This is a genomic window from Pantoea sp. X-Soil-OKNW-713 (genome assembly GCF_059730685.1).
Genome location: NZ_AP035997.1, coordinates 233,216 through 245,644, shown reverse-complemented (window position 1 = coordinate 245,644; position 12,429 = coordinate 233,216). Strand labels below are relative to the sequence as shown.

Annotated in this window: 11 protein-coding genes; 5 read left to right on the top strand and 6 right to left on the bottom strand. The window is 53.2% G+C overall.

Annotated elements, in window-relative coordinates; translation table 11 throughout:
• The first annotated feature begins 16 nt into the window (after positions 1-16).
• On the top strand, positions 17-997 hold the full coding sequence (locus AC6I8R_RS24800) for a LacI family DNA-binding transcriptional regulator (protein ID WP_036627362.1): 981 nt from the start codon (positions 17-19) through the stop codon (positions 995-997).
• 4 nt (positions 998-1,001) lie between these two features.
• Here the strand turns inward: AC6I8R_RS24800 and AC6I8R_RS24795 are convergent, their stop codons facing one another.
• Positions 1,002-1,847 carry a sugar phosphate isomerase/epimerase family protein gene (locus tag AC6I8R_RS24795; RefSeq protein ID WP_369758293.1) on the bottom strand — a complete coding sequence of 282 codons (846 nt, stop codon included), beginning with the start codon at positions 1,845-1,847 and terminating at the stop codon, positions 1,002-1,004.
• Between the two features lie 311 nt (positions 1,848-2,158).
• Between AC6I8R_RS24795 and AC6I8R_RS24790 the strand changes: the two genes are divergently transcribed.
• Positions 2,159-2,368, top strand: a complete 210-nt coding sequence (locus AC6I8R_RS24790) for a DUF1471 domain-containing protein (protein ID WP_021185584.1) — start codon at positions 2,159-2,161, stop codon at positions 2,366-2,368.
• Positions 2,369-2,642: 274 nt separating this feature from the next.
• Positions 2,643-2,852: a hypothetical protein gene (locus tag AC6I8R_RS24785; RefSeq protein ID WP_021185583.1), complete on the top strand. Its 210-nt coding sequence runs from the start codon at positions 2,643-2,645 to the stop codon at positions 2,850-2,852.
• Between the two features lie 106 nt (positions 2,853-2,958).
• On the opposite strand, the gene AC6I8R_RS24780 is transcribed toward AC6I8R_RS24785, so the two are convergent.
• The 3 genes from AC6I8R_RS24780 to AC6I8R_RS24770 form a co-directional block, all read right to left on the bottom strand.
• Entirely contained in the window at positions 2,959-4,491 is a 1,533-nt protein-coding gene (locus tag AC6I8R_RS24780) for a DUF1593 domain-containing protein (RefSeq protein ID WP_497833151.1), read from the bottom strand.
• A 102-nt stretch (positions 4,492-4,593) separates the two neighbouring features.
• On the bottom strand, positions 4,594-5,613 hold the full coding sequence (locus AC6I8R_RS24775; RefSeq protein WP_497833150.1) for an ROK family protein: 1,020 nt from the start codon (positions 5,611-5,613) through the stop codon (positions 4,594-4,596).
• A 66-nt stretch (positions 5,614-5,679) separates the two neighbouring features.
• Positions 5,680-7,224, bottom strand: a complete 1,545-nt coding sequence (locus AC6I8R_RS24770) for a Fic family protein (protein ID WP_021185580.1) — start codon at positions 7,222-7,224, stop codon at positions 5,680-5,682.
• A gap of 287 nt (positions 7,225-7,511) precedes the next feature.
• Between AC6I8R_RS24770 and AC6I8R_RS24765 the strand changes: the two genes are divergently transcribed.
• Complete coding sequence (locus tag AC6I8R_RS24765; protein WP_497833149.1) at positions 7,512-9,968, top strand: glycogen/starch/alpha-glucan phosphorylase; 2,457 nt, start codon at positions 7,512-7,514, stop codon at positions 9,966-9,968.
• A 114-nt stretch (positions 9,969-10,082) separates the two neighbouring features.
• The gene (locus tag AC6I8R_RS24760; protein ID WP_497833148.1) at positions 10,083-10,733 is read left to right on the top strand and encodes a GntR family transcriptional regulator; all 651 of its coding nucleotides are present in this window, start codon (positions 10,083-10,085) and stop codon (positions 10,731-10,733) included.
• 41 nt (positions 10,734-10,774) lie between these two features.
• Here AC6I8R_RS24760 and AC6I8R_RS24755 read toward each other — a convergent pair whose 3' ends face one another.
• The gene (locus AC6I8R_RS24755; protein WP_021185576.1) at positions 10,775-10,993 is read right to left on the bottom strand and encodes an FmdB family zinc ribbon protein; all 219 of its coding nucleotides are present in this window, start codon (positions 10,991-10,993) and stop codon (positions 10,775-10,777) included.
• A 9-nt stretch (positions 10,994-11,002) separates the two neighbouring features.
• Positions 11,003-12,427, bottom strand: a complete 1,425-nt coding sequence (gene hydA, locus AC6I8R_RS24750) for a dihydropyrimidinase (protein WP_013512802.1) — start codon at positions 12,425-12,427, stop codon at positions 11,003-11,005.
• Positions 12,428-12,429 lie beyond the last annotated feature (2 nt).

Below are 12,429 nucleotides of genomic sequence, written 5' to 3'. Positions count from 1 at the left end.
AGGAAATATTGCCAACATGTCCATCCAAAAAATCGCCAGGCTGGCGGGCGTTTCCGTTGCCACGGTTTCGCGTGTGCTGAACAACAGCGACACCGTAAAGGAAAAAAATCGGGTAAAAGTCCTGGAGGCAATCAAAGCGAGCAACTATCAACCGAACCTGTTGGCGCGCCAGTTGCGTACATCACGCAGTTCCATGGTACTGGTTCTGGTTTCTGATATTTCCAATCCCTTTTGCGCTGAGTTGGTCAAAGGGATCGAGGAGCAGGCCGAGCAGAACGGCTACCGAATTTTACTGTGCAACTCAGGTTCAGATATCAATCGCTCACGCTCCAGCCTGCAACTGCTCTCCGGCAAAATTGTGGATGGGGTCATCACCATGGATGCCATCACCACCCTGCCTGAATTAACCGAATTGATTGGCACCACTCCCTGGGTGCAATGCGCCGAATATGCCGACGCCGGGAATGTTTCCTGTGTCGGCATCAGTGACATTGATGCTTCACGTCAACTGGTACGCTATCTGGCCGGGAAGGGCCGCCAGCGCATTGCACTGATTAATCACGATCTCAGCTACAAGTATGCCCAATTGCGTCAGCAGGGTTATCAGCAGGAACTGGCCTCGCTTCAACAGGATTGGCAGGCGATCACTTATGCCAGTGAACTGAGTTTTCATGCCGGTAAGCAGGCAATGGAAACGTTGTTGAAGCGCGAAACGCGACCGGATGCGGTGTTCGCCGTTTCCGATACGCTGGCAGCGGGGGCGATGTCAGCGATTGAGCAGGCCGGCCTGCGGGTGCCGCAGGATATCGCGGTGGCCGGTTTTGATGGCACGGAACTGGCGGAAATGGTTTCGCCGCCGCTAACCACCATCGTACAACCCTCACGCGATATTGGCCGTAAAGCCTTTACCCTGCTGCTGGCGAAGATCGAAAACCCGGACTCCCCGCCGGAGAGAGTCATTATGGACTGGCACCTGGAAGTGCGTGCCAGCACCTGACAACTCAGTGCGGCAGTTTTTCCAACGCCGCACGCAGATTCTGATGTGAAGTGGTGATGATCTGCCACGGATCTTTTGGCAGGTCGTGTTCAACGATAAACCACTTCACGCCGCTGGCTTTGGCGGCGGGTAAAATGGTTTTCCAGTCGAGCAGACCGTCACCCAGCGGTGCAAAATTCATTTCATCATCACGCACCCCGATACCGGCGTTGTCTTTGGCGTGAAGGGCATAAATCCGCCCCGGATAGGCTTTCAGCAGGCGGGCAGGGTCCTGACCCCCGCGTGATACCCAGGCCGCATCCATTTCCAGCTTGAGGTTATCGCGTTGCGTATGGTTGAGGATGATCTCCAGAGCGGTGATGCCACCGTATTTTTTCATCTCAAAATTATGGTTGTGGTAGCCCAGTTGGATGCCATCCTTGCGTAATTTTGCCCCCAGCTTATCCAGCTTTTGTGCGTACTCAATCCAGCCTTGTTGGCTAGCCGGGCGGTCCTGCGGCTCAATCCACGGCACAATAATGGTGTGGTTGCCGATAGCCTTGTTAAACGCCACGGTGGGCTGGTAATCCTGCTCCAGTGCCGACAATTGCACATGCGCTGAGGTGACGGTGAGTTGATTGTTTTGCAGCAGCGATTTCATTTGTGCGGCATCTAATCCGTGCGTACCCACCAGTTCCACATGCTTAAAGCCCGCTTTATGCGCCATCGCAAACTGTTCAGCCGGGGTACCGACATTGCGCAGGGTGTACATTTGCAGCGCGATTTCATTTTCCACATCTGCCGCGCTGGCCTGCGGGATGGGAAGGACCAATGACGTCACCAGACCTGCCAAAACCATTAACTTTTTCATCATTTTTCATAACCTTATTTTTAAGTAATCGATTACAAAATACCTTAAAAGTAATCGATTACAATTGGCGGGAGGTGATTTTTTGGCCGGAAGGAGAAGAATATGAACCCCTTCGCAAAACGTTGATAAAGCGGTTGCTTTCCCCGGTTTATCAGCGCTTAAGAGGTGGCGGGATGGTATATCAATTATTCAATTTTTTTGAATTCTTTCAGCAAAACCCTCCGCTGTTACTCCTCCGGTTAGAGGTCTATTCTCTCTCACATCGGGGCAAAACACCCCACCACATACCAATAATCTCTGAGGAAATGACCATGAAATCTATCAAAACTTTCGTTGTAGTTGCCGCCCTGTCACTGGTTTCTTTCGGTAGCTTTGCACAAAGCATCACTGCATCCGCCTCAACGCTGGATGGTGCAGAAGCGAAAATCGCGGCGCAGGCAAAACAGGCGGGTGCAGCGTATAAAATTACCGGTGCCCGCGTGGATAACGGTGCTTACCTGTCAGCTGAACTGATCAAATAATTGTTGCTGCCCGGCACAGGCCGCCCACAGGGCGGCCTTTTTTGTATCGGCAGTCAGGCTTCCATATCAGCCATTTCTGTGCCCCAATCACTTCCCACCTGATCACGCAGGGGACCCGGTTAGCAATTTCTTTATCTCTATGAAAATAGAACATATTTATTAACCGATGCTTACAGTTCTGCCGGGTGATCTGCAAAATTGTTCATCATCTGTTGTGATGAAAAGCGCTACGCTGTCAGGCCATATCTTATTAAATTCAGTGGACTAAATTTACATGCGTAAGCTTTCGATGCTGGTTGTCACGTTGGGCCTGCTATTATCCGCCACCACCCAGGTACAGGCAGCAGGGTGTCTGAAAGGTGCGGCTGCCGGCGCCGCGGTCGGGCACCTCAAGCATCATGCCATTATCGGCGCTGCGGTTGGCTGTGTGGTGGGCCATCATCTGGCGAATAAGAAGCAGGCAAACGCGGCAGAAAAACATTAATCAGATCCGTAGCGGCGCGATTTATCGCGCGTTTTTACCGACAGCGCGCACGGGAATGCGCGATAAATCGCGCCGCTACGTCGCCATGCATTTGGCAAAAGCGTTGTTACTCTGCTTCCACAATTATTCTACGGTACGAGGTGAGTGACGGCGTCCCGCTATCGGTCACGGCCAGAATGACGTGCTCCGTACCCGGATTACGGATTGTTATCTCCGCCTGATTCCCGCTCTCTTTCGTTACCTGCAAAACTGGTGGAGCACTCAGATAGTCTTCACCACGCACACCCTGTACTTGTTTGATGTCGATCTGCTGGGAAATGGCCGAGGTCGCTTCAGGATAGGCGAACCATTGGTAGCTGAGTTTATCGCCGTCAGGATCTTGCGTTCCTTTGGCATCCAGGCGCAGGGTTTCGCCCACTTTGGCCTTGATAAACAGCGGTTGCTGGCCTGATGAACCATTTACCACCACCTGCGGATTATGGTTACTGTGCTGGAAGTCCTTGATGGTCCAGTCCATGCGTGCCGCAAAATCGTGCTGGAAGGCTGCACGCCAGCGCCAGATGGTGGCCTGATTGGAGGTGTATTGTTGACCATCGGCCCCGGTCACCGTATCCGCGCCATTCGGGTTGCCGGGGAAAAAGTCACCGCCACTGGTCCAGATCGGATGCGGTTCGTTTTGCGGCGTCCGCACGATGTAACGCCCACCCCAGCCGCCCCAGCCAGGGTTCATTTCGCTGGCAAGTCCGTTACGGATCAATCCGAGAAATGCGGGGGTATCCCCTTCCATGATAAAGGCGTATTGCAGATAACCTTTGCCCATCGGTCCTTTGCTGCGGATGTTCTTGTCCAGCCAGGATTGCGACACGGTGGTGAAATCTGCGCCTGGGGCATTGCGGTAATAACGGTCGCCGCTAATTCCGGTCCAGGTCGCGCGCGCATAATCCTCACCTTTTTGACTGGAAGGATCAACGATGTAAGTGATCTGCGGGTAATGGACGCGAATCCAGTGCCCGGCATCATCCTGATCCGAGATGGAATAGACGATCAGGTTTTTCGTCAGCGCCGTTACCTTATCTGCCGGATGGCTGGCTGACAGATCGGTCAATGCCTGTGCCAGCGTGTTAGCGCCGCCCCACAGATTGATATACAGCGGATGTTTGCTGTCGGTTGAACGTTCAATCGCTTTCAGCAGCAAGGCCGAACCCGCAGTCGATTTCCCGGCACCGACATCGGCCATGCCGTAAGCGGCTTGTCCGGCGGCGATCAACGCTTTCAGCGTAGCCGCACTCGGGTAATCCGGTTTATGTTTCAGCAGGTTGGGTTGCACCTCGGCATAATGTCCCACCACCCGTTCCATCATCTCCGGGCTGACTTTATTGCGCTGCCAGGTTGAGGTGGTGGCGACCAAACCTTCTATGTTCATTTCATTGCTGTACAGCAGAAAACGCGTGAGTGACATCTGATCATCGGGTTCGTTACCGATATCGGATAATACGAATACCCGTGGTTTGATCTGGAACGGCACCGTTTTTGCGGCGATATCCTGAACCGTTTCTGCCGCGAGGGCGCTGAGCGGGGCGATTAACGCCGCTGTCAGGGGGAGTAAAGACAGGACGGGGTACTTATTTTGAGGTTTCATCGGTTTCCTGTTGGTTGGCCAGTAAAGATTGGGTCAACTTAGTTAACCAGGGAAACAAAGTAAAAAGATCACTGCCAAAATGTTGTTCAGATCACAAAAAAATCAATCAATCAGCGGGGTTATAGCATCTGAACTCAACCGGACCAGGCCTTTCATGCTGTAAAAGCGCTGCGTTTTGATGTAGCGAAGTTGCAGGGTATTGATATGCGGGCTGGGGTGGCTGGCCAGGCGTGCGACGATATGCGGGATAAAGTCGGCAGGCACGTCATCAAAGAACTCACCGGTCAGAATCACCTGCTTAATATTGTGTACCGGGGCCGTGCAGTGAATGGCAAAAAGCAGCGCGTCGATGCTGGCAGCAATCTGCTGGTGATCCGGATCGCCGTCGAGGGCAAAGGCTTTTTCCAGCCCACCCGGATAAGGAAGATGCACAATCTCAGGATAGAAACCGTTAGCGCCAAACACCGGTTTACCGTCGATATAGTAGCCAAAGCCGAGGCTACCAAATCCGGGCATCAACGCAATCCACGATCCGGTAAGCCTCTCAGTTTTTGCCAGCATATAGCTGGAGCACCAGGCAATATTCACCACCGCAACACTCAACGCCGTCGCCAGCATCAGTTGCGCTTTAAGCGGGATATCACGCTCAACAAACGCCGGGCACCATTTGACCACACCGGTATCCTGCTCAATGCCGCCCTGGAGGGCAATCCCGATATGCTTCAGACGCGCAGCATCAATCCCGGCGGTTCGGCATAAGCGTGTCGCCAGATCCTGAACGTGGCTGATAAACCGCGCCAGCGTGACCGGCGCGCTAAACGCCATGGTTTCCGCAGCCAGAGCCAGCTCGCCCGTGTGATAATCATTGATGGTTGCTTCCACCGTCAGCTCCCGCACCATGATATTGAGGCTGAAGTATTGACGTTTGCGCACCGCCAGCAGCGTTCTGGGTCGTCCACCGCCCGAACTCAGTTGTTCCGTCTGCTCAATGACACCTTCTGCCAGCAAGGCATTGGTGAGTTTGGTGATGTAGGGACGTGTGACTTCAAGCTGCTCTGCCAGCGAAATACGCGATTCGGGAGCGCTGTGCAACATATTCAGCAGTTCATGCCTGAAGTTCATAAGTTCCTCATAAAATGCAGTTGGCTATTGAAGCGATCACTGTACGTTAAGGGCCATGTTTACACCTCACTCGCCATTACTGGCAGAATTCCCTTCTTCAAAGGCCGAGCGAACTGCATTGATAATCCTTTCCGATCGGCCAGCATCTGCCAGGACGGGATATTGCTTTTGCAATTTGCCGGAAACCTGCCAACCGTTCTCTTTGAGCGAGCGAATAATACGGTTTGCATCCTGGTCCGGCATTTCCAGGATTTCTTTAAGCCTCTCCTGGGCTTGCTGGAAAATCACCAGCACTCTGGCTTCATCCGCCATTTCTTTGCGTACGGTGTGTTGTACGACGCGTGCGATATACAGGACGTGTTCAGTTAAATCCGGATAACGCCAGGCGAAGCGTGCATCTTCATAATCATCAAAATAGAAGTTACTGGGAGTGCCATCCTGATAAGTGACTAATTCACCAAATCGATATGATGCCGCATAGCGTTGCATAAACCGCTGTGAAAAGACGTCAAGTGTACGATCATATCCGGCGCGGAAATCCAGCGAGCTGGTAATGGTAGCGGATACCGGCAGGATCACGCCCTCGGGGATAGCCTTATCACGTATTAGCGTATCATTAATGAGAAACCGATGAATTCGACCGTTACCATCGCGCATGGGATGGATATAAACAAAGCCGAATGCCAGAACTGCCGCGCGGGCCAACGGCTCAGCGCCACGCGTTGCTTCGTCGAAGGCATTAAGTCCTGTCATGAACTGTGGTACATCTTCAAACTGCGGAGCAACATAATGCACAATATCTTCACGCATCGTTGCCTGGCCAACAAAAACGGGTGAGCGACGCAGGCCAAGCCCAATAGCATCATGACCCAGGATCCCTTTTTGCAGGGTATGTAAACTGGCATCACTCAGGGGAGCGTTAATACGACCACAGTATTGAGCGATAACATGGGCAAAACGCTGGATACGATCGGCCTGATCGGCTTCCTTTTCAATCAGAAAGCTGGCCCGTGACTCTTTAAATGTTAACCAGCTGGCGGTGCGCAGCAGAATGTCGGCACCAAATGCGTTATCCAGCTCTTTCAGCGCACTGCTCAGATCAAACTGCAATGCCTCCTGGACCGTTGCTGTGCGACGCACCAGAGGACAGAATACGGAAGTTCCCGGCAGATTATTATTGATCCTCCAACGCTGCACCCGTTGAACTGCTGTCCGGGTGAGATAATGCTTTGGCGAGATCACATCGACATAGCGACTATTGCTGACATCTGGCACATCCAGCCGTTGCCCGGTAAGCCATTCATACAGGAATCCAGTACGCCTGGCATACTGGCCAAAAGGCTCCTGTCGGCACCAGGCTTCAATTGGCTCAGGACCGACGACTGCAAACAGACGGGCAAAAAATTCCAGATGGATCTCTTCATACTTCAAACCGAATTCGAAGTGACCTGCGAAGTCATCGACAGGCTGGTAACTCGGCGGATATCGGTTCTCTATATAACCACTACGCTCATGGCTGGTACGAACGGTTCCAATAAATGACTCAACACGCAGAGGTTGTGCCAATTCGATGTCATACTTTTCGGCGAGAACCACTAAACCTATACGCATTGCCCAAATCCCCTAACAACACCGCGAAAACGATAACGATATCTCAATTTAGCGCGAAAAGGGTAACGGGAAAAAAAATTCACTAACAAAAGTGGCTATTTCAACGAAAACGTTAACACTCCGGTGAGTTCATGATGCACTCATTATCCCGCATTCTGGTCCAACGTTTCGGTTGCCTACCTTCAGCTTGTTGACTAAGGTGATTACTAGCATCGCTACCCAGCTGGATGCCGTTCACCAACAAGGCATCAGGGGTGCTGATGTGTATGCCAACGCGAGGCAAAAACATGCAAGACGCCACCCCAACTCCCGCCACAGACCCTGATTTTCAAAACGATGTTGTCCGAAACCTGATTTGCCGCCAGGCGCGCTATCCGGATATCGCCACGCCGCAGGACTGGTATATGGCGCTGGCTTTCACCGTCAAAGATCGCATGCTGGAAAGCTGGGCAGCGTCGACCAAAACCTATGCGGAACATCATGTGAAGGTTGCCTGTTACTTGTCGGCAGAGTTTCTCATCGGGCCACAGCTTGGCTGTAACCTGTTGAGTCTCGGCCTTGAAGATGAGGCACGAGCAGCGATGCGTGCGCTCGGACAAGATCTTGATGCGTTGCTGGCGCTGGAGGAGGAGCCGGGGTTGGGTAACGGTGGTTTGGGTCGGCTGGCGGCATGTTATCTTGATTCGCTGGCGACGCTGGAGATTCCGGCCATCGGCTACGGTATTCGCTACGAGTTTGGCATTTTCGATCAGGATATCGTCGATGGCTGGCAGGTTGAGCGTACTGACAAATGGCTGAAAATGGGCACGCCGTGGGAAATTGTTCGGCCGGACGTTAGCTTTTACGTTTGCTTTGGCGGGTACACGCAAATGCAAACCGATGCCCAGGATCGGTTGCGTGTGCAATGGATACCGGCCCGTCAGGTAAAAGGCGTGGCATACGATGTGCCGATCCAGGGATATCGCGTCGATACCTGCAATCTGTTGCGGCTGTGGAAGAGTGAAGCAGTCGAGTCTTTTGATTTTGAGGACTTCAACGCCGGTGATTATTATCAGGCGGTGGAGGAGAAAGTCGTTTCGGAAACCCTGTCAAAAGTACTTTATCCCAATGACGAACCGGATGTGGGTAAACGGCTACGCCTTGCCCAGCAATACTTTTTTGTTTCCTGCTCGTTGCAGGACATGCTGCGGCTGATGGATATCAGCCATACACCCGTTGCTCATTTTGCTGAGCGTTTAGCTGTGCAGTTGAACGATACGCATCCCTCAATCGCCGTGGCTGAACTGATGCGCCTGCTGGTGGATGAACGCCAGATGGCATGGGATGACGCCTGGTCAATCACCCTGAATACCTTCGCCTATACCAATCACACCTTACTGCCCGAGGCGCTGGAGACCTGGGGCTTGCCGTTAATGCAAAATCTGCTGCCCCGGCTGCTGGAAATCATCTATGAAATCAACCGACGCTTTCTGGAAGAGGTGCGTAACGCTTTTCCTGGTGATGAGGCACGCGTCGTACGGATGTCATTGATCGATGAACAGGGCGAGAAAAAAGTGCGGATGGCCCATCTGGCCTCGGTGGGCAGCCATGCGGTTAACGGCGTGGCTGCGCTGCATTCTGAACTGCTCCGGCAAACGGTGCTGCGTGATTTTGCCGACATGTATCCGAAGCGATTTCTTAATGTCACCAATGGGGTGACGCCACGGCGCTTTCTGATGCTGAGTAATCCCGGTCTGGCGAGTTTGCTTGATGAAACCCTGGGTGCTGGCTGGCGCCGTGACCTGACCCGGCTTGAAGCGCTGAGTGACTATGCTGATGACGTCGCCTTTCAGCAGGACTGGCGCGCCATTCGCCTCAACAACAAGGCGGCGCTGGCTGGACGTATCAGCCAATTAGTCGGCGTCAGGATTGCGCCTGAGATGATGTTCGATATTCAGGTGAAACGTATTCATGAGTACAAGCGCCAACACCTTAATGCGCTGTATATGATCTGTCTGTATCGTCGTTTAGTTCGCCATCCTGACCAGCAAGCAGCTCCGCGCTGTTTTATCTTCGGCGGGAAAGCGGCACCAGGTTATTGGATGGCAAAATTGATGATTCGCCTGATTACCGGTATTGCCGAAGTCGTCAATCGTGACCCGGTGATAGGAGGACGGATGAAGGTGGTGTTTTATCCGGACTTTAATGTTAAGAACGGCCATTTAATCTATCCGGCAGCAGATCTGTCCGAGCAGATTTCAACCGCAGGCAAAGAAGCCTCAGGAACCGGCAACATGAAGTTCATGATGAATGGCGCGTTGACTATCGGCACGCTGGATGGTGCTAATGTGGAAATTCGGCAGCAGGTGGGTGGGGATAATTTTTTCGTTTTTGGTATGACCGCACAACAGGTGGAGGCGCTGAAACGCACCGGGTATCGTCCTGGGGATTATGTCCAGGTCAATGATGAGCTGCGAGATGCAGTCGATCAGATCGCCGCAGGGCGATTCTCACGCGGGGACAAAGCGTTGTTCGCCCCTCTGCTCGATAATTTGCTTAATTATGACCCGTTCTTGGTACTGGCTGATTATGCCGACTATGCAGCCTGTCAGGAGCGTGTCAGTGAGGCATGGCAGGATCAGCGCCATTGGACGCAAATGTCAATACTCAACTGTGCCCGTTCCGGTATCTTTTCTTCAGACCGCGCCATCGGCGAATATTGTCAGCATATCTGGCAAACGCAAAAACCGGCACCCCGTTTGTAACGCCAGGCAAGATAAATCGCCGGGCAGGCCGTGCTAATTCTCAGACTTTACTCCTTTTTTCAATCGTACACGTATTGTATACTTTCCAGTAAATGTCTTAATGGTGAGTAGCAAGTGACCTCAGTAAAACAAGCCTCAGCAGAGAAGTTAGGTGAACTGGCCTATCAGACACTGCGTCGTATGATCCTGGAAAAAACCCTGCGTAGTGGTGGGGCGGTGGTTGAAGGGCGACTGGTTGAAGAACTCAATATTTCCCGTACGCCATTGCGTGAAGCGTTGTTGCGGCTCGAAGGCGAGGGATTGCTGGTCAGGTCGAGCGCCCGTTCATATTCCGTGCGCTTTATCAGCGCTCAGGAATATTTTCAGATCATGAAAGTGCGTGAGCTGCTGGAAACCGAAGCCATTGCGTTGTCCATCAACAAGATAGAACCTGATGTGATTAATCAGCTTGCCGACCAGGTGCAGTCCTTGTCGCCGGGCCAACCGGAACAAGCCTACTGGGATGTTGACGATACCGTGCACACGCTGTTCGCGCAGCACTCGGGTAATGCGGTGCTGGCGCGGATGATTGAACAGGCGCGCACCCAGAGTCGAATGTTCGAGTTGATCACGCCATTCAACCGCATCGAAGAAGATCGTGAAGAACATCTGGCGATTCTCAATGCGTGGAAAAGTGGCGATGCCGTGGCGGCCAGCCAGGCGGTGAGAACGCATATCAGAAACCTGTCAGCCTTTGTGTTGAAACGGATCACCGAAGGCAATTAATCGCCGCAAGGGTATGCGTCAACCGCATACCCTTCAGCCACTTACTTAATGACGCCGGGACAGCAGGGGCATCCCTCAACATGCAACGGGTTGCGCACCTCCGCGCCCGGTTTGCTGCGCAGCAACACCGGTTGAAAACTGACCTTCCGTTCGGCGTTTTTCTGGCAGATCGGGCAGGGCGCGGGTTCATCGCGCGCCGCCACAGAACGGCGCAACTCAAATGCGCCGCAGTCTGAACAGAGATAATCATAGTAAGGCATTGCGCTCTCCTACCATTTACCCACTTCACCACGCGGGATAAAGCGTCCCTGGCCGGTTTTGCCTACCCATTGGTCATCACTCACCAGCAGCTCGCCGCGCAGCAGCACTTTCTTCACTTTGCCCTGCACCTGATGCCCTTCAAACAGCGTGAAATCCACATCGCTGTGTTGTGTTGCAGCGCTGATGGTGTGTTTTTCGTTGGGATCAAAGATGACGATATCGGCATCGCTACCCACCGCGATGGTGCCCTTTTGCGGGAACAGACCGAACAGCTTGGCCGGGGCGGTGGACATCAGCTCGACAAAGCGATTAAGCGAAATACGGCCACTGCGCACGCCGCCGTCATACACCACCGTCATACGGGTTTCGACGCCGGGCACGCCGTTAGGAATTTTGGAGAAATCGTTGGCACCCAGCGGTTTCTGATTAATTTTCCCTAAATGGCCTTCCTTCATGCAGTACGGGCAATGGTCGGTAGAAATCAGTTGCAGGTCATCGGTTTTCAGCGCCGTCCACAGCGCGTTTTGCGCTTCTTTCGAACGCAGCGGCGGGCTCATCACGAAGCGTGCGCCATCAAAGCTGTCGGATTCGTCGCTGTCAGCGTAAGACGACTCATCAAAGAACAGATAATGCGGGCAGGTTTCGGCGAATACCGGGATGCCGAGGTCGCGCGCTTCCACCACATGTTTCAACGCTTCTTTTGCCGAAAGATGGACAAAGTAGACCGGCGCCTCTGCCAGTTCCGCCAGCTTAATGCCGCGATGGGTCGCTTCCCCTTCCAGCAGTGCGGGGCGTGTCAGGGCATGGTGGCGTGGCGAGGTGTGGCCCTGTGCCAGCGCTTCCTGAATCAGCAATTCGACGATGGTGCCGTTTTCTGCGTGCAGTGCCACCATGCCGCCATGCTGGCCGACCATGCGCATCGCCTGGAAAATGGCCGCATCATCGGACATCACCGTGCCGGGATACGCCATAAACATCTTGAAGCTGGAAACGCCTTCATGACGGATGGCGTAGCGCATATCCTCCAGTACCTGCTTATCCACCTCGGTGATAATGACGTGAAAGCCATAATCGATGCTGGCGACGTTATCCGCTTTGGATTGCGCGCGCTCGATGGCCTGCAACGGGCTGGTGCCGTGATTCTGCAAGGCAAAATCGATAATGGTGGTGGTGCCACCATAGGCTGCCGAACGGGTGCCCGATTTAAAGTTATCTGCGGTCACTGACGGGCCAAAGGTGTTTTCCATATGGGTATGGCAATCAACCCCACCGGGGAACAGCAGCATGCCACTGGCTTCAATCACCTGGCAGTTAGCGCCAGGTTGCAGATTCAGTCCGATACTGACGATTTTTTCATTCTCGATCAGAATGTCGGCGTGATAATCGTCCACCGCCGTGATAATCCGCCCACCGCGAATCAGGGTACTGGTCATGT